Source organism: Citrobacter sp. UYEF32 (assembly GCF_040546205.1).
In the GTDB taxonomy this organism is placed as follows: domain Bacteria; phylum Pseudomonadota; class Gammaproteobacteria; order Enterobacterales; family Enterobacteriaceae; genus Phytobacter; species Phytobacter diazotrophicus.
This window is the reverse complement of sequence record NZ_JBEPNI010000002.1, coordinates 327,346-347,279: the sequence shown is the minus strand read 5'-3', so window position 1 is coordinate 347,279 and position 19,934 is coordinate 327,346. Positions and strand designations below refer to the sequence as shown.

Annotated in this window: 20 protein-coding genes; 15 read left to right on the top strand and 5 right to left on the bottom strand. The window is 54.3% G+C overall.

Features of this window, described 5'->3' with window-relative positions; genetic code table 11:
* Positions 1 to 69 precede the first annotated feature (69 nt).
* Complete coding sequence (gene putP, locus ABIB59_RS05895; protein ID WP_039078658.1) at positions 70 to 1,578, bottom strand: sodium/proline symporter PutP; 1,509 nt, start codon at positions 1,576 to 1,578, stop codon at positions 70 to 72.
* 388 nt (positions 1,579 to 1,966) lie between these two features.
* Here putP and putA point away from each other — a divergent pair, with 388 nt between their 5' ends.
* Both putA and ABIB59_RS05885 read left to right on the top strand, forming a co-directional pair.
* Positions 1,967 to 5,929, top strand: coding sequence for a trifunctional transcriptional regulator/proline dehydrogenase/L-glutamate gamma-semialdehyde dehydrogenase (gene putA, locus ABIB59_RS05890; protein WP_039078657.1), 3,963 nt, complete (start codon positions 1,967 to 1,969; stop codon positions 5,927 to 5,929).
* 117 nt (positions 5,930 to 6,046) lie between these two features.
* Positions 6,047 to 6,442, top strand: coding sequence for a lysozyme inhibitor LprI family protein (locus tag ABIB59_RS05885; protein WP_039078656.1), 396 nt, complete (start codon positions 6,047 to 6,049; stop codon positions 6,440 to 6,442).
* On the opposite strand, the gene rutR is transcribed toward ABIB59_RS05885, so the two are convergent.
* Positions 6,439 to 7,077: an HTH-type transcriptional regulator RutR gene (gene rutR / locus ABIB59_RS05880; protein ID WP_354034424.1), complete on the bottom strand. Its 639-nt coding sequence runs from the start codon at positions 7,075 to 7,077 to the stop codon at positions 6,439 to 6,441. The genes ABIB59_RS05885 and rutR overlap by 4 nt on opposite strands.
* 278 nt (positions 7,078 to 7,355) lie before the next feature.
* On the opposite strand from rutR, the gene rutA reads away from it, so the two are divergent.
* The 6 genes from rutA to rutF are packed head-to-tail and all read left to right on the top strand — an operon-like array spanning position 7,356 to position 11,435.
* Positions 7,356 to 8,447 carry a pyrimidine utilization protein A gene (gene rutA / locus ABIB59_RS05875; RefSeq protein ID WP_039078775.1) on the top strand — a complete coding sequence of 364 codons (1,092 nt, stop codon included), beginning with the start codon at positions 7,356 to 7,358 and terminating at the stop codon, positions 8,445 to 8,447.
* The gene (rutB, locus tag ABIB59_RS05870; protein ID WP_071194645.1) at positions 8,447 to 9,139 is read left to right on the top strand and encodes a pyrimidine utilization protein B; all 693 of its coding nucleotides are present in this window, start codon (positions 8,447 to 8,449) and stop codon (positions 9,137 to 9,139) included. Before rutA ends, rutB begins: the two co-directional genes overlap by 1 nt.
* 10 nt (positions 9,140 to 9,149) lie before the next feature.
* Complete coding sequence (rutC, locus tag ABIB59_RS05865) at positions 9,150 to 9,536, top strand: pyrimidine utilization protein C (RefSeq protein WP_039078653.1); 387 nt, start codon at positions 9,150 to 9,152, stop codon at positions 9,534 to 9,536.
* 7 nt (positions 9,537 to 9,543) lie between these two features.
* The gene (gene rutD / locus ABIB59_RS05860) at positions 9,544 to 10,347 is read left to right on the top strand and encodes a pyrimidine utilization protein D (RefSeq protein WP_071194646.1); all 804 of its coding nucleotides are present in this window, start codon (positions 9,544 to 9,546) and stop codon (positions 10,345 to 10,347) included.
* Positions 10,344 to 10,934, top strand: a complete 591-nt coding sequence (locus ABIB59_RS05855; protein ID WP_039078651.1) for a malonic semialdehyde reductase — start codon at positions 10,344 to 10,346, stop codon at positions 10,932 to 10,934. Before rutD ends, ABIB59_RS05855 begins: the two co-directional genes overlap by 4 nt.
* A gap of 9 nt (positions 10,935 to 10,943) precedes the next feature.
* On the top strand, positions 10,944 to 11,435 hold the full coding sequence (gene rutF / locus ABIB59_RS05850) for an NADH-dependent FMN reductase RutF (protein WP_369944952.1): 492 nt from the start codon (positions 10,944 to 10,946) through the stop codon (positions 11,433 to 11,435).
* On the opposite strand, the gene ABIB59_RS05845 is transcribed toward rutF, so the two are convergent.
* Positions 11,436 to 12,356 carry a DMT family transporter gene (locus ABIB59_RS05845; protein ID WP_354034420.1) on the bottom strand — a complete coding sequence of 307 codons (921 nt, stop codon included), beginning with the start codon at positions 12,354 to 12,356 and terminating at the stop codon, positions 11,436 to 11,438. It lies immediately after the preceding gene.
* A 142-nt stretch (positions 12,357 to 12,498) separates the two neighbouring features.
* Positions 12,499 to 12,672 (bottom strand): con-10 family general stress protein, encoded by a 174-nt coding sequence (locus ABIB59_RS05840; RefSeq protein ID WP_071845896.1) that lies wholly within the window; start codon positions 12,670 to 12,672, stop codon positions 12,499 to 12,501.
* A gap of 761 nt (positions 12,673 to 13,433) precedes the next feature.
* Between ABIB59_RS05840 and ABIB59_RS05835 the strand changes: the two genes are divergently transcribed.
* The 5 genes from ABIB59_RS05835 (at position 13,434) to ABIB59_RS05815 (ending at position 17,049) form a co-directional block, all read left to right on the top strand.
* Complete coding sequence (locus ABIB59_RS05835; RefSeq protein ID WP_354034419.1) at positions 13,434 to 14,006, top strand: hypothetical protein; 573 nt, start codon at positions 13,434 to 13,436, stop codon at positions 14,004 to 14,006.
* A gap of 247 nt (positions 14,007 to 14,253) precedes the next feature.
* Complete coding sequence (locus tag ABIB59_RS05830) at positions 14,254 to 14,757, top strand: AP2 domain-containing protein (RefSeq protein WP_052249232.1); 504 nt, start codon at positions 14,254 to 14,256, stop codon at positions 14,755 to 14,757.
* A 184-nt stretch (positions 14,758 to 14,941) separates the two neighbouring features.
* Positions 14,942 to 15,820 carry a hypothetical protein gene (locus tag ABIB59_RS05825; RefSeq protein ID WP_354034417.1) on the top strand — a complete coding sequence of 293 codons (879 nt, stop codon included), beginning with the start codon at positions 14,942 to 14,944 and terminating at the stop codon, positions 15,818 to 15,820.
* Between the two features lie 384 nt (positions 15,821 to 16,204).
* Entirely contained in the window at positions 16,205 to 16,801 is a 597-nt protein-coding gene (gene wrbA / locus ABIB59_RS05820; protein ID WP_039078646.1) for an NAD(P)H:quinone oxidoreductase, read from the top strand.
* A gap of 20 nt (positions 16,802 to 16,821) precedes the next feature.
* Entirely contained in the window at positions 16,822 to 17,049 is a 228-nt protein-coding gene (locus tag ABIB59_RS05815; RefSeq protein ID WP_039078645.1) for a YccJ family protein, read from the top strand.
* 33 nt (positions 17,050 to 17,082) lie between these two features.
* Here the strand turns inward: ABIB59_RS05815 and agp are convergent, their stop codons facing one another.
* The gene (gene agp / locus ABIB59_RS05810; protein WP_354034414.1) at positions 17,083 to 18,324 is read right to left on the bottom strand and encodes a bifunctional glucose-1-phosphatase/inositol phosphatase; all 1,242 of its coding nucleotides are present in this window, start codon (positions 18,322 to 18,324) and stop codon (positions 17,083 to 17,085) included.
* Between the two features lie 152 nt (positions 18,325 to 18,476).
* Between agp and ABIB59_RS05805 the strand changes: the two genes are divergently transcribed.
* Both ABIB59_RS05805 and ABIB59_RS05800 read left to right on the top strand, forming a co-directional pair.
* Positions 18,477 to 18,938, top strand: a complete 462-nt coding sequence (locus tag ABIB59_RS05805; protein ID WP_039078643.1) for a winged helix-turn-helix transcriptional regulator — start codon at positions 18,477 to 18,479, stop codon at positions 18,936 to 18,938.
* Between the two features lie 128 nt (positions 18,939 to 19,066).
* Positions 19,067 to 19,861, top strand: a complete 795-nt coding sequence (locus tag ABIB59_RS05800) for an SDR family NAD(P)-dependent oxidoreductase (protein ID WP_317086009.1) — start codon at positions 19,067 to 19,069, stop codon at positions 19,859 to 19,861.
* The last annotated feature ends 73 nt before the right edge of the window (positions 19,862 to 19,934 follow it).

The following is a 19,934-nucleotide window of genomic DNA, read 5'->3' as shown; positions in this document are numbered from 1 at the left end:
ATGTGATAAGAGCGTAAATGCACTGTTATATCAAGAAAAAACCCGCCGAAGCGGGTTTAGCAAGAGGGATCAGTCGGCCTGCAAGCGTGTCGGTGGCGCAGAGTGATAATGTGCGTCTGCTTCGGCGAAGCGGTCTTGCATCGCGCGAGACGGTGCTTTACCCAGCAGGCTGAACACCACAATGCCAAGACTACCGAACACAAAGCCCGGAATGATTTCATACAGCCCCAGCCAGGCGAACTGCTTCCAGACGATAACGGTGACCGCACCGATAACCATCCCGGCCAGCGCGCCGTTGCGCGTCATTTTTGACCACATGACCGAGAACAGCACCACCGGGCCAAACGCCGCGCCAAAGCCTGCCCATGCGTAGCTGACCAGGCCCAGCACGCGGTTTTCCGGGTTCGCCGCCAGCGCAATGGATACCAGCGCCACCAGCAGCACCATCACGCGGCCAACCCAGACCAGTTCGGTCTGCCCGGCATTTTTACGCAGGAACGCTTTGTAGAAATCTTCTGTCAGTGCGCTGGAGCACACCAGCAACTGGCAGCTCAGGGTGGACATTACCGCCGCCAGAATCGCTGACAGCAGCACCCCGGCAATCCACGGATTAAACAGAATCTGTGCCAGTTCAATGAACACGCGTTCTGCGTTCTGATTGACCGCGCCAGCCTGTTCAGGGTGGTTATTAAAATAGGCAATCCCGAAGAAGCCCACGGCAACGGCCCCGGCAAGGCACAGGACCATCCAGGTCATGCTGATACGGCGGGCGTGGACGATGCTGTGGTGGGAATCCGCCGCCATAAAGCGCGCCAGGATATGCGGCTGACCGAAATATCCCAGTCCCCAGCCCATCAACGAAATAATGGCAACGAAGTTCAGCCCTTTCAGCATGTCGATATTTTCGATGCTTTTCTGCTTGATAACTTCCAGCGAGTCCGCAAGGCCACCTACGGAGAGGATCACAATCACCGGGGTCAGGATCAGGGCGAAAATCATCAGGCTCGCCTGTACGGTATCGGTCCAGCTTACCGCCAGGAAACCGCCGATAAAGGTATAGATGATGGTTGCCGCCGCACCCGCCCATAGCGCGTGCTCGTATGTCATGCCGAAGGTACTTTCAAACAGACGCGCGCCCGCCACGATGCCGGAGGCACAGTAAATAGTGAAGAACACCAGAATGACGACCGCCGAGATAATACGCAGCAGGCGGCTTTTATCTTCAAAACGGCCGGTAAAATAGTCCGGCAGCGTCAGGGCATTATTGTTGACCTCGGTATGCACGCGCAGACGGCCTGCGACCAGCTTCCAGTTGACCCACGCGCCAAGCGTCAGGCCAATGGCGATCCAGCTTTCTGAAATACCCGAGATAAAAATGGCGCCGGGCAGCCCCATCAGCAACCAGCCGCTCATATCCGATGCCCCTGCGGATAACGCAGTCACTAACGGGCCCAGACTACGACCACCTAAGATATAGTCATCAAAGTTTTTCGTTGAACGCCAGGCAAAGAACCCGATGAGAATCATGCCAAAGATATAAATGAAAAAGGTCACCAGCAGCGGTGTGCTAATTGCCATCAATAAAAGTCTCCAGGATTTACCCGTTATCTTCACCACCGGAACGGGGTAGCGATGTGATTGTTGTTATGAAGCGACCGTATCCTGCCGGAAGCCCCGGTTATTCACAAATGATTTAACACAGCATTTACATTAATTTCATCCCGAAACCGTCATTATTTTCCACCAGGTTGCACCATGTCACACTTTCAAAGGTTGCACCTTAAAAAAGTGTTATCTACCGCAAATTCACTCGCCTTTAACCGTAATTCAGTATGCCAATTCCAGTTACATACAATTAACTTATCGTTCAATATTGACCTTGTTAACCCAGTCACATTTAACAAGGTTGCACAAAGTTGCAACATGACGGATAGTCTGCACACAACAAAAATTGCAGGAGAAAAACATGGGTACCACCACCATGGGCGTTAAACTTGATGATGCGACGCGTGAGCGACTGAAAGCCGCTGCTGCATCGATTGACCGCACACCACACTGGCTGATTAAGCAGGCCATCTTTAGCTACCTGGAAAAGCTCGAAAATAACGAAATAATTCCAGAATTGCCTGCGACCCATGCGGGTCAGTACACCGAAAGCGATGAAGCCGATAGCAGCGCTGATGAAAGTGCCCAGCCTTTCCTCGAATTCGCCGAAAACATTTTGCCGCAGTCGGTTTCACGTGCCGCTATCACCGCCGCCTGGCGTCGCCCGGAAACGGATGCGGTTCCCATGCTGCTTGAGCAGGCGCGTCTTGCGCCGCCGATTGCCGAAAATACCCAGCAGTTAGCCAGCCAACTGGCGGCGAAACTGCGTAACCAAAAGACCGCGTCCGGCCGGGCGGGTATGGTACAGAGTTTGTTGCAAGAATTTTCACTTTCTTCGCAAGAAGGGGTGGCCCTGATGTGCCTGGCAGAGGCGCTGTTGCGCATTCCTGATAAGGCCACCCGCGATGCGCTGATCCGCGACAAAATCAGCAATGGTAACTGGCAATCGCATATTGGCCGCAGCGCCTCGCTGTTCGTCAATGCCGCCACCTGGGGCCTGCTCTTTACCGGCAAATTGGTCTCTACCCACAATGAAGCCAGCCTGTCGCACTCGCTTAACCGCATTATCGGCAAGAGCGGCGAACCGCTGATCCGCAAAGGGGTGGACATGGCGATGCGCCTGATGGGCGAGCAGTTCGTCACCGGGGAAACCATTGCCGAAGCGCTGGCTAACGCCCGCAAACTGGAAGAAAAAGGGTTCCGCTACTCCTACGATATGCTGGGTGAGGCCGCGCTGACCGCTGCCGATGCAGAGGCCTACATGGTCTCTTACCAGCAGGCGATCCACGCGATTGGGAAAGCCTCTAATGGCCGCGGCATTTATGAAGGGCCGGGGATCTCCATTAAGCTCTCTGCGCTGCACCCGCGTTACAACCGCGCCCAGTACGACAGAATGATGGACGAGCTCTACCCGCGCCTGAAATCACTGGCGCTGCTGGCCTGCCAGTATGACATCGGCATCAATATCGACGCCGAAGAGGCCGACCGGCTGGAAATCTCCCTCGATCTGCTGGAAAAGCTCTGTTTCGAACCAGAACTGGCGGGCTGGAACGGCATCGGTTTTGTCATTCAGGCCTACCAGAAACGCTGTCCGTTCGTCATTGATTACCTGACGGATCTGGCCTCACGTAGTCGCCGTCGTCTGATGATCCGTCTGGTGAAAGGCGCATACTGGGATAGCGAGATCAAACGCGCGCAGATGGAAGGGCTGGAGGGGTATCCGGTCTATACGCGCAAAGTCTATACCGACGTCTCCTACCTGGCCTGCGCGAAAAAATTGCTCGCCGTGCCGAATTTGATTTATCCGCAGTTCGCCACCCACAACGCCCATACTCTGGCCGCTATCTATCAACTGGCGGGGCAAAACTACTATCCGGGTCAATACGAGTTCCAGTGTCTGCACGGCATGGGCGAGCCGCTCTACGAGCAGGTGGTCGGTAAAATCTCTGACGGCAAGCTGAACCGCCCTTGCCGCATCTACGCTCCGGTGGGCACCCACGAAACCTTGCTGGCTTATCTGGTGCGTCGCCTGCTGGAAAACGGCGCCAATACCTCCTTTGTGAACCGTATTGCCGATACATCGCTGCCGCTCGATGAACTGGTGGCCGACCCGGTGCTGGCGGTAGAGAAACTGGCGACACAAGAAGGCCATGTTGGCCTGCCGCATCCGAAAATCCCGCTGCCACGCTGGCTGTACGGACAGGGGCGTATCAACTCAGCAGGGCTGGATCTGGCCAATGAACATCGACTGGCCTCCCTCTCCTCTTCCCTGCTCAACAGCACGACGCAGAAATGGCAGGCCAAACCGTTGCTGGAAACCCCGGTAGCGGAAGGTGAAATGGAGCCCGTGCTCAACCCGGCAGAGCCGAAAGATGTTGTTGGCTATGTTCGGGAAGCCTCCGGCAGTGAAGTGGCGCGCGCGCTGGAAAGTGCGGTGAATAACGCGCCTATCTGGTTTGCCACCCCGCCCCAGGAGCGCGCGGCGATCCTCGAACGTGCGGCGGTACTGATGGAAGATCAGATGCAGACACTGCTCGGCATCCTGGTACGCGAAGCAGGCAAAACATTCAGCAATGCGATTGCCGAAGTCCGTGAAGCGGTCGATTTCCTGCGCTATTACGCAGGCCAGGTACGGGAAGATTTTGCTAACGAAACCCACCGCCCGCTGGGTCCGGTGGTCTGTATCAGCCCGTGGAACTTCCCACTGGCGATTTTCACCGGGCAAATCGCGGCGGCGCTGGCGGCCGGTAACACCGTGCTGGCAAAACCGGCAGAACAGACACCGCTGATTGCCGCACAGGGCGTCGCTATTCTGCGAGAAGCGGGCGTCCCGTCGGGTGTGCTGCAACTGCTACCAGGCCGGGGCGAAACCGTAGGCGCGCAGTTGACGTCAGATAACCGCGTACGCGGCGTGATGTTCACCGGTTCTACGGAAGTGGCAAGCCTGTTACAGCGCAATATTGCCACAAGACTGGATGCACAAGGGCGTCCGACGCCGCTTATCGCCGAAACAGGCGGGCTGAATGCAATGATTGTCGACTCTTCTGCGTTGACCGAGCAGGTGGTGGTCGATGTGCTCGCCTCGGCCTTTGATAGCGCCGGACAGCGCTGTTCGGCACTGCGCGTACTCTGCCTGCAGGAAGAGATTGCCGAACATACCCTCACCATGCTGCGCGGCGCGATGGCGGAATGTCGCATGGGAAATCCAGGACGCCTGACAACGGATATCGGTCCGGTGATTGACCGCGAAGCCAAAGAGAATATTGAGAAACATATTCAGGCAATGCGCGAGAAAGGTCGCCCGGTGTTCCAGACGGCCCATGAAAACACCCTTGATGCCCGTGAATGGCGAACCGGCACCTTTGTAATGCCAACGCTGATTGAGCTGGAGAGTGTGGACGAGCTGAAAAAAGAGGTCTTTGGTCCGGTGCTGCACGTGGTGCGCTACCGCCGCAACGATCTCGACAAACTGGTAAGTCAGATTAATGCCGCAGGTTATGGCCTGACGCTGGGTGTTCACACCCGCATTGATGAGACTATCGCTCAGGTGACCGGCAGCGCGCATGTCGGCAACCTGTACGTAAACCGCAACATGGTCGGCGCGGTCGTGGGTGTACAGCCCTTCGGCGGCGAGGGGCTATCTGGCACCGGGCCTAAAGCTGGCGGACCGCTGTACCTTTATCGCCTGCTCGCCAGCCGCCCGGAAACGGCCATCAAGCAGACGCTGTCGCGTCACGATGCCCGCTTCCCGCTTGATGCACAGCTTAAACCGAGCCTGATCCAGCCGCTGGATGCGCTGACACAATGGGCAGAGGATAAACCGGCATTGCAGGCTATTTGCCAGCGGTTTGGCGAACTGGCCCAGACCGGGATCCAGCGCGTACTCCCCGGCCCTACCGGTGAACGCAATACCTGGACGCTGCTGCCCCGCGAGTCGGTTCTTTGCATGGCCGACAACGCAGAAGATAGCCTGACACAGCTTGCGGCAGCCCTCGCCAGCGGCTGTCGGGTATTGTGGCCAGATGATGAGCTTCACCGCACCCTGCATAACGCGTTACCAGAGAGTGTCAGCGCCAGGATCACGCTGGCCGCGCTCGATAACCTGCTTTCACAGCCATTTGATGCGGTTATCTATCACGGTGACTCCGATCAGCTACGCGAGCTGTGCGGACATATCGCGACGCGCGATGGCGCCATCATCTCGGTACAGGGTTTTGCCCGTGGTGAGAGCAACATTTTGCTGGAGCGTTTATGGCTGGAGCGTTCGCTGAGTATCAACACCGCGGCCGCAGGCGGCAATGCCAGCCTGATGACCATCGGCTAAGGGCGCAAAACTCGCTGATAATGTACTGAATGTCGGGGCTACAATTCAGCGCGAAGCCGTAGTACCGTATGCCGGATATGCACAATGCTATCCGGCATTTTTTTATACGGAGAAAATATGAAACGTTTATTGATTGCAGGGGTGGTTTTGCTGGTCAGCGCCAGCGCACTGGCGGAGGACTGCGACAACGCTATCTCGCAGACAGAAATGAACATGTGTAGCGCCGATCAATACGACAAGGCGGACAAAAAGCTCAACCAGACCTGGCAGACGGCACTCAAACGTGCCACGCCACAACAGCGTGACTTACTGAAAAAAGCGCAGAAAAACTGGATTGCCCTGCGCGATGCCGACTGTGCGTTTATCGGCTCCGGCTCCGAACAAGGCAGCGCGCAGCCTATGGTCATCAACCAGTGCATGACCGATAAAACGAACGAGCGCGAAGCCTGGCTTTCGTCTCTCCTGCAGTGCGGTGAGGGTGATCTGAGCTGCCCTTTCCCGACCGCCAACTAACGCACGCGGATGCCTTCGGTCACCATCCGCTGCACGTTTTCTACCGTGCGCTGAAAAAAGGCCTCATCCTGTAATGTTGTGCCGGTCACCGCCTCTACCTGAGTGGCGAAATCGGCATAATGCTGGGTTGAGGCCCAAATCATAAAAATAAGATGATGCGGGTCGACAGGTGCCAGTTTGCCGCTGGCTACCCAACTGGCAATAATGGCCGATTTCTCTTCCACCAGCGCTTTCAGCGATCCTTGCAGCTCTTCTTTCAGCACCGGCGCGCCTTGCAGCATCTCCATGCAGAACAACCGTGACGCCTGCGGATTATCACGCGAAACTTCAAGCTTTAAGCGAATGTACTCCCCAATCGCCACCAGCGGGGTCAGGTCCTCACGAAACGCTTTTAACGGCGCCAGCCAGATAGCAAGGATGTGGCGCAACACGGCAAGGTAGAGCGCCTCTTTGGAAGGGTAATAGTAGAGAAGATTGGTTTTTGACACCCCCGCTCGCTCCGCCACCTTTTCAATGCGCGTACCGTGAATGCCATACAGGGAAAAGGTCTCAAGCGCCGCAGCCAGAATGGCCTCTTTTTTCTCGTTCACCGCCTGCGTCCGCTTGCCCGCTTTTTTCGCCATATCCTGCGCCATCTTTTTCTCCTTATTGATTTTTCTCAGCATATCAAATGGCGCGAGCCGACTCGACCCCTGCACAGCCATGGCGCAAGAGCGCCTGTTTTTTGTGCACTGTTTTTGACCATTTAGTCCACTTTTTTAATCTGCATTTCGTCAACTTTTGTTTAACACACTAATAACAATGCAGTTTTCAAAACTGGCATCTCCTTTGCTAAATCGTTGATGCGAGGCTCACAGGAGAGTGCAGGATGCAACGCCACGCCCGACGTTCAACCGACAACGCGAGGTACGAGATGAAAATTGGTGTTTTCGTTCCGATTGGCAACAACGGCTGGCTGATTTCCACCCATGCGCCGCAATACAAACCGACCTTTGAACTCAATAAGGCGATTGTGCAAAAGGCCGAGCATTATCACTTCGACTTTGCTCTGTCGATGATCAAGCTGCGGGGTTTTGGCGGCAAAACAGAATTCTGGGATCACAATCTGGAATCCTTCACCCTGATGGCCGGACTGGCTGCGGTGACATCGCGGATTCAGATCTACGCCACCGCCGCTACCTTAACGCTGCCGCCCGCCATCGTGGCGCGCATGGCCTCCACCATCGACTCCATTTCCGGCGGTCGTTTCGGCGTCAACCTGGTCACCGGCTGGCAAAAGCCGGAATACGACCAGATGGGCATCTGGCCCGGCGATGAGTACTTTTCACGCCGTTATGACTACCTGACCGAATATGTCCAGGTACTGCGCGATTTATGGGGCACCGGGAAAAGCGATTTCAAAGGTGAGTTTTTCACCATGAATGACTGTCGCGTCAGCCCGCAGCCGTCGCAGCCCATGAAAGTGATCTGCGCCGGGCAAAGCGATGCCGGGATGGCGTTTTCAGCGCAATACGCTGATTACAACTTCTGCTTCGGCAAAGGGGTCAACACCCCAACGGCATTTGCGCCTACCGCTGAAAGGATGCGCGAGGCGGCACAAAAAACCGGGCGCGACGTGGGCTCGTACGTGCTGTTTATGGTTATCGCCGATGAAACCGATGAAGCCGCACGCGCTAAATGGGAACACTACAAGGCAGGCGCGGATGACGAAGCGCTGGCGTGGCTGACCGAGCAAAGCCAGAAAGATACCCGCTCCGGCAGCGATACCAACGTGCGCCAGATGGCTGACCCCACCTCCGCCGTCAATATCAATATGGGAACGCTGGTCGGCTCGTATGCCACCGTCGCGCGTCTGCTTGATGAGGTGGCTACTGTTCCCGGTACCGATGGCGTGCTGCTGACATTTGATGATTTTCTGACTGGCATTGAGGCCTTCGGTGAGCGTATCCAGCCACTGATGAACTGCCGCAGCCAGATCCCTGCCCCTACCCGTGAGGTCGCCTGATGATAACGCTTGACGCCCGTCCCGATTCGCTGCGCTTCGACCCGGCGCAGAGCGCGCTGATTGTGGTAGATATGCAAAACGCCTATGCCACAAAAGGAGGATACCTCGACCTGGCGGGGTTTGATGTCTCCGCCACCGCGCCGGTGATAGAGAAGATTCAGACCGCCGTTGCCGCCGCGCGCGAAGCGGGCATGCTCATTATCTGGTTCCAGAATGGCTGGGATGAGCAGTATGTGGAAGCCGGCGGTCCGGGCTCGCCGAACTGGCACAAGTCCAACGCGCTTAAGACCATGCGCAAACGTCCTGAGTTACAGGGCAAGCTGCTGGCGAAAGGCGGCTGGGATTACCAGTTAGTGGATGAGCTGGTGCCGCAGGACGGCGATATTGTGCTGCCGAAGCCCCGCTACAGCGGCTTTTTCAACACCCCGCTGGACAGCATTTTGCGCAGCCGTGGCATCCGCCATCTGGTGTTTACCGGTATAGCCACCAATGTTTGCGTGGAGTCGACACTGCGCGACGGCTTTTTCCTCGAATATTTCGGCGTGGTTCTGGAAGACGCCACCCATCAGGCTGGCCCGGCTTTCGCACAACAGGCCGCGCTTTTTAACATCGAAACGTTCTTTGGCTGGGTCAGCGATGTCGGGACATTCTGCAACGCCCTTTCCCCTCAGCCTCGGGTCAAAATTGCATAAGGAGAACACCATGCCAAAGCAGGTCATTATTCCACCCGGAACCACCACCCCGATTGCGCCGTTTGTGCCAGGTACGCTGGCAGATGGCGTGGTCTATGTCTCCGGGACGCTACCCTTTGATAAGCAAAATAATGTGGTCTACCCCGGCGACCCAAAGGCGCAAACCCGTCACGTGCTGGAGACGATCCGCACCGTTATCGAAACGGCGGGCGGCTCGATGGAGGACGTGACGTTCAACAGTATTTTTATCACCGACTGGAAAAATTACGCCGCGATTAATGAAGTTTATGCGGAGTTCTTCCCCGGCGATAAACCCGCCCGTTTTTGTATCCAGTGCGGGTTGGTCAAGCCGGAGGCACTGGTCGAAATCGCCACCGTCGCGCATATCGCAAAGTGAGGTTTGCATGAAACTGATCCTCAGTGAACCGCCCTTTGCGGGCGCACCCGTGGTGGTGTTGATTGCCGGACTTGGCGGCAATGCCAGCTACTGGCTGGCGCAAACGGCGGCCCTGCAAACCCGGTATCAGGTGGTCAGCTACGATCAATGCGGCACCGGCAATAACCCGGCGACACTGCCGGATGGCTACCGTATCGCCGATATGGCCGCAGAACTGCTGAGCGCCCTGCAACAGGCGGGCATTGACCGTTTTTGCGTGGTTGGCCACGCGCTGGGAGCACTGGTCGGGTTACAAATGGCGCAGGATTACCCGCATAGCATTAGCGCGCTGGTCCTGGTCAATGGCTGGCTGCAACTGAGTGATCACACCCGCCGCTGTTTTCACGTCCGCGAGCGCTTATTGCAGGCCGGCGGCGCACAGGCATGGATTGAGGCGCAGCCGCTGTTTCTCTACCCCGCTGACTGGCTGGAGGAGCACGCGCCGCGCATGGAGGCGGAGGAAGCCCTCGCCCTCGCCCATTTTCAGGGCGAGCATAACCTGCTGCGACGCCTGAACGCCCTGAAACGCGCCGATTTTAGCGCCACGGCAGCGCAGATCCGCTGCCCTGTATTGATTATCTGTTCACGGGACGATCTGCTGGTGCCCTGGACCTGTTCGCAAACGCTACACGACGCGTTACCCCATAGTGAAATCCGGCTGATGGAACGCGGTGGGCACGCCTGTAATGTCACCGACAGTGACGCCTTTAATACCCTGTTACTCAGCGGGCTGGAAACCTTACTGCCCATTGCCGAAAAGGAGTTGTTATGAGTGAAGCCGTGAGCCAAAGCGCGCTGAATACCCTGTTTTATGACGCCCGCACCCACAACGGCTGGCAGGACAGACCGGTAAGCGATGCGACACTCGCCGAAATTTATGAACTGGTCAAAATGGGACCGACGTCGGCCAACTGTAGCCCGGCGCGTTTTGTGTTTATCCGCAGCGAGGAAGGCAAAGAGCGGCTGCGTCCGGCATTATCGAGTGGAAATCTGGCCAAAACGCTCAGCGCGCCCGTAACCGCAATTGTCGCCTGGGACGCCGAATTCTATGAGCGACTGCCGGAACTCTTTCCTCATGGCGACGCGCGAAGCTGGTTTACGTCAAGCCCGCAACTGGCAGAAGAGACCGCGTTTCGTAACAGCAGCATGCAGGCCGCTTATCTTATCGCTGCCTGTCGGGCCTTAGGGCTGGATACCGGACCGATGTCCGGCTTCGACCGCGCGCTGGTGGATAAGACATTTTTCAGCGATACCCCCTGGCGCAGTAATCTGCTGGTCAATATTGGCTATGGCGATGCCAGCAAGCTGTATGGCCGCCTGCCGCGACTGGCGTTCAACGACGCTTGCCAGCTTATTTGAGAGGTGATGATGGCGATTAATCAACAGACATTCCGCGACGCCATGGCCTGTGTAGGGGCAGCGGTCAATATTATCACCACCGATGGCGAAGCCGGCCAGGCGGGGTTTACCGCCAGTGCCGTGTGCAGCGTCACCGATTCACCGCCTACGCTTCTGGTCTGCCTGAATCGCGCGGCATCGGTCTGGCCGGTGTTTAATCATAACCGGGCGTTGTGCGTAAATACGCTGGCAGCAGGTCAGGAGGGACTATCGAACTTATTTGGCGGGAAGACGGCGATGGCGGAGCGCTTTGCCGCAGCGCAATGGCAAACCGGTGAAACCGGCTGCCCACGGCTGGAGGGGGCGCTGGCCTCATTTGACTGCCATATCAATCAGGTGGTGAGTGTGGGGACGCACGATATTCTTTTTTGCGAGATTAAAGCTATCATCCACCACCCTGCCCCGGAGGGCCTGGTGTGGTTTAATCGTCATTACCATACGCTGATGCGCCCGGCCTGCTGATCAGGACTCCGATTCAGCCGTCGTTTCCGGCGCTTTCATCGGCGCCGTTTTCTTTTTTAATTTCAGCTCGCTGACTAACACGCCGACGACAATAAACACGCCCCCCAGAATAGCCAGCAGCGGCAAGCGTTCTCCCGCCATACGGCCAAATATACCCGCCCACACCGGTTCCCCGGTATAAATAACCGTAGCGCGGGTTGGCGAGACGCTGCGCTGTGCCCAGTTCATGGTGACCTGAATAATCGCGCTGAAAATGCCCAGCCCCGCTGCCAGCCCCAGTAGCGCAGGCGAGATATCCGGAAGGGATTCTCCGGCCGGCGCCATGGCCGCGAACGCCACCAGCGAAGCTGTCAGCAGTTGCACAACGGTGACGCGACGCACATCCACTTTCCCGGCCCAGGCGCTAATCAAAATGATCTCAGCGGCAATCGCCACCGCGCCCACCAGCGTAATGATTTCGCCTTTCCCCAACGCCAGCATGTTGCCGTCCGGCCCGGCCAACAAAATCAGACCAATAAAAGCGAGCAGAATGCCAATGCAGGACATCAGCCCCGGTATACGTCCCAGACATAACCACTGCAACAACGGCACCAGCGGGACGTACATGGCGGTAATAAACGCCGATTTACTGCTGGGAATAGACTGTAGCCCCCAGGTTTGCAGGCTGTAGCCCAGCGCAATCGCCACACCGATGGCGACACCGGCCTTAACTTCAAGCCAGGTGATACCTTTGAGGACATTAAAGGAGAGTAACGCCACCGCCAGCGCGGCCGTCGCGAAACGCAGGCCGACAAAAAAGAACGGGCCGCTCATTGTGACTGCATATTGCACAGCAAGGAATGTCCCACCCCAGAACATGGTGATGAGGATCAGGAGCGCTTCCTGAGGTTTAACGGAGAACTGGAATCGCGAGGTACGCATGTTACAAACCGGTTAACGGAAACCGCCTAGTTTGCGACCTGCGGCCAGTTTCTTCAACTCAAAAAAAAACCGCCGGGCAAAACCCGGCGGCGAGCAGACGGCAACAGTCAAAAGGATTAACCGTTACCACAACACCTGAGTACTAGCTGCTGCGGCTACCGTGACTGCTTTTGCCCCCTTTCTTACCAGCTTCCGAGGCACGTTGTGGGTCATTTTTAAAATTACCCCCACTATGCTGGCCACCTTTACGACCTGCTTCTGATGCTCTTTCACGGTCTTCAGCGAAATTACCTGAACCACCACGATGGTTTGCCATTTCTGACCTCCGGTTGTGTGAAACATTAGACATCATACTGCATTCAGTAAAAGAGGATTCTTTCACCGCGCGGCGACACCATTGTACCGATGTCTTCGCCACGTGAAACTAAGCTTAGTAGAGCAAGGTTAATCAGCCAGTGAATCGTAATATCCTGCAACAGGAAATCGGGCAAATCGTTGATTTTTTAAGCAGCACAATGATAAGCCGCTCTTATGCTTTAAAAAAACGGCTGCGTTTAAAATGTGTCAAATTGCAACAGGCAAAGTATCTTTAATTAATGTGATAATAATCAAGGATATACATCCCCTCCACTGTCTCCCGCAGATATAAACGCAATGCCACGCCAACCGATACTGTTCAGCTATCCAGAGCGTGGTAAAGACAGCAAACGTTCCGGTGATACCGCAGATTAAGCACACCCTTTCAACCTAATGACTTAATCAAGACTTTAAATGACAACAAAAATAAGCAGTAAAAAGACTTGACCAAATAAAAGACAAGTCTAAAATGCACGACATAAAAAGACATATTAATGACTTTAAAAACGTAAAACTGTTTTCTCATGAACAAACATTCAACTGCCGATAAGCGCCATTTCGCTGACTTTCTTCGCGGCGCCAGTACTGAACGTTGCGCATGCTGAACGATTACAGGCGCAGGCACTCCGTAATAGTGCTGCGACAAAACCCTGGCGGATATCGCAACACAAAAATGAACACCGCCACCCTTTAATATGATTAGCAAGGCTATTGATTATAATGAATAAAAAGTTACTTTTACTTGTTCCGGTGGCTTTGCTGGCAGGATGCACAAGCGCTGCGCAACGTATGAATGATTGCGAGGCCCAGGGCATTTCACGCGATGCATGCTATGTCGCTGAACAGAACCGTCAAAACGGCATCAACGCCCAGGCGCAAGCGCAGGCGATGCGTAATGCTCAGGCGCTCTACCCTGTCGAACCGGCGGCGGGATATAAACATCATCGTGATTCAACGCAATTCGCCCAGGCGGCACATAAAAACCGGGACACTATTTCCTGCGACGATCTGCGGCGTTTTATCGACGCAGGCATAGCCCTCACCCCCGGTCAGCAAAAACAGATCCCCAACTGCCATATCAATACCGCACCTGCGACTCGGACCGTTAAAGGATATGGGGTCACCGTCAGGATCGATGGTCAGCAAGTTTATATTGATGATAAACCCGCAGCGCGGGATGAACATGGCGAAACAAGTGATGTTTATTCTCAGGGGTTTTATCAGGTGGTGTTGTACAAATCGGGTAAGGTTGCCCTTCTGAAAAATCGTGTGGTTCAGGGATATTTGCATTAAATCGTTCCCTGTACCTGGAGGCTGCTTTTTTGCAGCCTTTTTATTTGTCGGAATGCGCAAAAAAATAACCGGCATTTATCCATTCAGAGTATTGAAGAATGCGCGGCAAAACCAGAACCACAGTGACGAATCCCGCTTACGCCGAGTCATGTAAGACATTTAAAGCCTTTTGCGTCATCATCACCATATTGGTTGTTCTGAGCTGGTTATCCTGACTTTATAGATGTCTGCTAACAGAGATGAATGTGTGAAACAGAAAATCGCGAATGAGATTGCAGCCTTCATTAAACTCAAACCGCTAATCCGATACGATGCTGAACAAGGCCGCGTATTTTGGGCCGTCAGCCCGGGTAAACGCGTAAAAATCGGCGATGAAATAGGCGTATTGGTACATAACGGCTATCGACGCTTTCGATTCCAGAAGAACCTATATCGCACGCATCGCCTGATATGGTGGCTGGAGAAAGGCGTATTACCTGATTTGATTGACCACTGTTGTGCAATATTAAATGAGCGTGGCGAAAGAGATAACCGGATAGCCAATCTGCGCGAGTCTACTGGCGCAGCCAGTCAGGCTTACCGCCAGCATCGAAAAAGAAACAAATTAGGTGTGAAAGGGGTAACTCAGCGAGGTTCTCGTTTTCGGGCGCATATTCAGGTTAATGGCAAATTAAAAGCGCTGGGCACCTTTGACACCATTGAGGAAGCAGCCAGCGCTTACAACGAAGCTGCCAGCCAAAAGTGGCAGTAAAAATGTGTAATGAAAAGACGTTTGTTTGAGTTCCATTGTGGTGACTTTCTTTAATCTTGGCTCATCACTTTTTTGTGGAAAACGAGACGTAATCTTTTTTCACAATTTCCAGGCTTACCCTTCACTGGTCGAAAAGTAACATCTTTGTTATAGTGGCCTGGTAAACCTACAAGGAACTTATAAAATGGCACACATCTTTCTTGAAATTTCGGGTATTGACCCAGGCTTAAAAACGCCAGCCGATCTTAGTCATGTTTTGCGTGATTCAAAAGAGACAACCTACTCAATCACCCCTGAGTTGGTTCACTGGATTAAAGGCGCCATTGCTTTTCGCGATGGTCAGTTAATGCCCGATTTCAAAAACTGCTGTTTTGCGTTTGGTGATGGTAAAGAGTTCATCGAATTTGATGGCAAAGGCAAGATTAAGCCTCCTCTCACGAAGACACCTGACTGGTACCCGGAGCCAGGTGAGTTTATGCGTGAAACATGGCTTAAAAACAAAGAAATGCACGACCAGACGATTGTGCAGTTTATTAAAGAGTTCCTCGAAAGATTTACCGATGTCAACGAGCGAAGAGTTCACTGTGATCTGCTGTTTAATCTCCAACTGGATACCATTAACACCACAACGCCGGCCGTTAACACTCACCCCCCCGCAAGTAGAATCGGCAATAAAAACAGGTTATCGACTCAGCCAAAAGTGCATGACCTTAATTCTTTTGAAATGTTCAGCCAGTTCTTTTCACATCTCTCGGATGCCGTCCTCGCTAATCAATTCCCGACCATGCAAGTGTTAATCGGCCAGGATGACATCAGTAAAGCACCGACGCCGCTCAAAGGCGCAACAAGAACCTGGTTTAAAGCGATTACGGGTGAGTTACCGCCGAACAATAAAAAAGTTGCGGCTGGTCACGCTGACGTTTTTTGCGCACCCATTCAAACCACCTTATTGCAAATCAAAGAGTACGGTCTCGAAAAATTCTATGCCGAGCTTTCACAAGCCATTCAGAAAGCAGGCGATCTCACCTTAGACAAGTTCGAATTTCAAATGCCTAAGCAGTAGAAAAGTCATCAAAAAGACTCTATTGATGACTTAACAATGACAAATCAATGATAGCAAATTGACTTCATAAACACTTTAAGTAGAATTAACACATCGAAACCGCAAAGGTGGGAAACCTGCGCGGTGGCGGTAAGTAAACTAACTTGACATTGTGTTCGCCCCTTCATCCCCCGGTGTTGGGGCTTTTTTATTTCCGGGAGCAGCATCGGCAACGAAAGAGTGCGGCGTTTTAAATGCCGTTAACCGCAACCGCTACCCGCCCATGGGCAAATTGTTATCAATCAAGGAAATGACGTTCAAATTTGCACTCTGCCCACCAGGGCATACGCTTAAGTGAACGCGGCAAAATGCCGTCTGGTAACATCGAAACGAGGAGTGATGAAAATGGCTAAAGTGCTGGTGCTTTATTATTCCATGTATGGACACATCGAAACCATGGCCCATGCAATAGCAGAAGGTGCAGAGAAAGTGTCAGGCGCAGAGGTGGTTATCAAGCGTGTACCCGAAACCATGCCCGCAGAACTGTTTTTGAAAGCCGGCGGGAAAACACAGAATGCGCCAGTCGCCACACCGCAGGAGCTGGCCGAGTACGACGCCATTATCTTTGGTACCCCGACCCGCTTTGGCAATATGTCCGGCCAGATGCGCACTTTCCTTGACCAGACGGGCGGGCTGTGGGCCTCCGGCGCGCTTTACGGCAAACTGGCTAGCGTCTTTAGCTCTACCGGAACCGGCGGCGGCCAGGAGCACACCATTTCCTCCACATGGACTACGCTTGCACATCATGGCATGGTCATTGTGCCCATCGGTTACGCTGCGCAAGAGCTATTTGATGTTTCTCAGGTACACGGTGGCACTCCCTACGGCGCAACGACCATCGCCGGGGGCGACGGTTCGCGTCAGCCAAGCCCCGAAGAACTGGCGATTGCCCGTTACCAGGGTGAATATGTTGCCGGTCTGGCAGTCAAACTGAACGGCTAAACTTCCACAGGAGGAGATGAATGCCTAATCAAGATACAAAAGCCCATCACGTTGGGGAATGGGCCAGCTTACGCAACACCTCACCGGAAATTGCCGAAGCGATCTTCGAGGTTGCAGGTTACGACGAGGCGCTGGCCGAAAAAATTTGGGAAGAAGGCAGCGATGAGGTTCTGATTCGCGCCTTCGAAAAAACCGACAAAGATTCGCTCTTCTGGGGTGAACAAACGATTGAGCGTCAAAACGTTTGATAAGACTCTCCCCCGCCTGCGCGGGGGATTCTTTTATTTCGCCGCCGCGCTCACAACCGCATTGAATTTCTCCAGCGGACAAAATCCCTCACGGTCAATCGGACAGCCTTTCAGCGATAGCGTCACGCGTTGCGCCGGGGCTTTCAGGCTCAGCACCTCCGCATTACGCAACTGGATGCTGCTCTGGTAGACATACTCGATTTTCATCAACTCGCGTTTGCGCTCGCTGTCATACCAGCGCTGGAAGACGATCTTGCCGCCAATCGGTGTGCGTTCATACTGGTCATGAAGCTGATATGGCGCAAAATCAAGCGCGGTCAGCAGCGATGCGATGTTGGAATCATGGCCTACCAGCACGGTCACTTTCGGCGTGTTTGCCGCATCGGTCACTAGCGCTTTATCGATGTATTTCACCAGTGGTTTCGCCACATTGCGCGCCACATCAGGTGACGTAAACAGGGCATCCTGATAGCTATTTTTGATCTTCGAGAGCAAACGCCATTGCTGCTCGGTTTTGATCTCGCCCCACGCGACCTGATCCAACGGAAAGCCTTCGTAATACTGCAACGTGAAAGCATCTACCAGTGAATTGCCGATTTTCAGCGGCCCGGAAACCCCAGGCTCCTGTTGTACCGACGCGCTAAAGGTATCGGTGGCCGTCGCCAGTGAACAGTTCTGCTTATCTTTACAAGAAGGTGACTGGTCATAGCGGACAATTTTTTCCAGCAATTTATAGCTTTCACCCAGCGCATCGTGCTGATGTTGCGCCTCCATCGCTTTAATCGCCTGCTCGCCAAACTCGGCGGATCCATCCGTTATAACCGGGTTAAATGTCGGGTCCATCGCCCCCATTTTTTCCTGATGGTGAACAGGAATATCGCACCCTGGAAACGCGCCGGTGATAAAGAATTGCGCGGTCGCGACCGTACGTTGCAGGCTGTTTGCATAGGCATAAACGGTTCCCGGTGCCGGGCATTCGCCAGAGGTCACCAGTTTTTGCCCGGCCAGCCACTCACGCATGTAGTGGCCCATATAGACCTCAAGCACGCCACCTTTGGTAGTCAATTGCCCGCCCGGAACTTCCCATTCCGGCCACTTGTTGGGGGTGGATTGTTCCAACACGCTACCGTTGTTCGCCAACGGCGCACGTAAGTTATGGCGGCTCATAATCAGCACTTGTTCAAGCTGATAACCCTGCGGAACAGTGTCTGCCTGCGCGGTTGTGGTGAACGGTAGCAGCGCGGCAAGCGCGAGTGTCCATAGAGACTGTTTCATCCTGACTTCCTCATCCTGATAGTGGTGAACAGAAAGTGTGACACATTTGTAACGCTTTGCAGTGAATTAGGGCACAGAAGTGGCCTGCCACAACATCGCTTTCCCACGGGGCTCAGTAGTTTTATAATAAAACCATTAACCGGAGAGTGAATATGAAACGTACCCGTCTTGAAGCCAGCACCTGCCCCGTCGCCCGTTCCCTGGATGTGGTTGGGGACTGGTGGTCGTTATTGATCGTGCGTGATGCGCTGCGTGGCATGACACGCTTCGGTGAATTTCAAAAAAGTCTGGGTATCGCCAAAAATATGCTCACCACGCGCCTTAAGTTGCTGGTCGATGAAGATATCCTGCAATTGCAGCCCGCCTCCGATGGCAGCGCGTGGCAGGAATATGTGTTGACCGCAAAAGGCCGCGCTCTGCAAACCGTGCTGGTTGCCCTGTCGCAATGGGGCAATGAGCATCTTTTTGCCGGGGATGAGCAGGGTACGGTGCTCGTTGATGCCCGGCACCGCCAGCCGTTGCAAAAATTACAACTGCTGGCAGAAGATGGCCGCGTCCTGCAACCAGACGAGATCGCGCCCCGCTATCCTGATATCGATAAATCAACGCGTTAATAACCCACGTCGCCGGATCGCACATTTTGCCATGCTAAATGGTTGCATTATAAAACCAAATATCTCATGCTGGATTTGGTTTCATTATAAAACCTTTTATTCCCCTTTCGTTTTAACGAGGTATGAGAATGGCTACGCAACGCATTAGCGCGCTTATCACTGGCGCATCATCAGGCATTGGTGCGGTTTATGCCGACAGACTGGCGGCCCGCAATTACGATTTGGTGCTGGTGGCACGACGCGCTGACCGCCTGGAGGCGCTGTCCAGTGCGCTGGAAAAACGCTACGGCGTCAACGTGACGACACTGGTTGCCGACCTCAGCAAAACAGAGGGCATTGAGCGTATTGAAGAGACGTTACGGCAAAACAGTGCCATCGAGCTGCTGGTGAACAATGCCGGGGCCGCCAATCTCGCGCCGTTTCTCTCCTCAGATGCCGATTCACATGAAGCGCTCAATACACTCAACACCACGGCGCTGATGCGCCTGACGCTGGCGGCCCTGCCACGCTTTGTTGAACAAAACCGCGGGACCATCATCAACATCGCGTCTGTACTGGCCTTTCACGCCCGGGCAGGTAGCGCCGTATACAGCGCCACCAAAGCCTGGGTGCTGAATTTCACCCGTGGCTTGCAGGAGGAGTTTGCCGAAAGCGCAGTGCGTATTCAGGCAGTTTTGCCTGCCGCGACGGCGACAGAAATTTGGGGACACTCCGGCGTGACGCTGGACTCATTGCCCGCGGGGTCGGTAATGACCACCGAAAATCTGGTGGACGCGGCGCTGGCAGGCCTGGATCAGGGGGAACTAGTGACCATTCCACCCGTAGAAGACCTTGAGTTGTGGCAGCGTTGGGAAGAGGCGCGTCTGGCGCTGTTCAGCGCATCACGTAACGGTACGCCCGCCTCTCGCTACCCGATAGTTTGATATCCGGATCGCCAGTTGCAACCGCCACTGGCGAACGCTTCACGCTACTTCACGCCGTTGTATCCAGCGATAC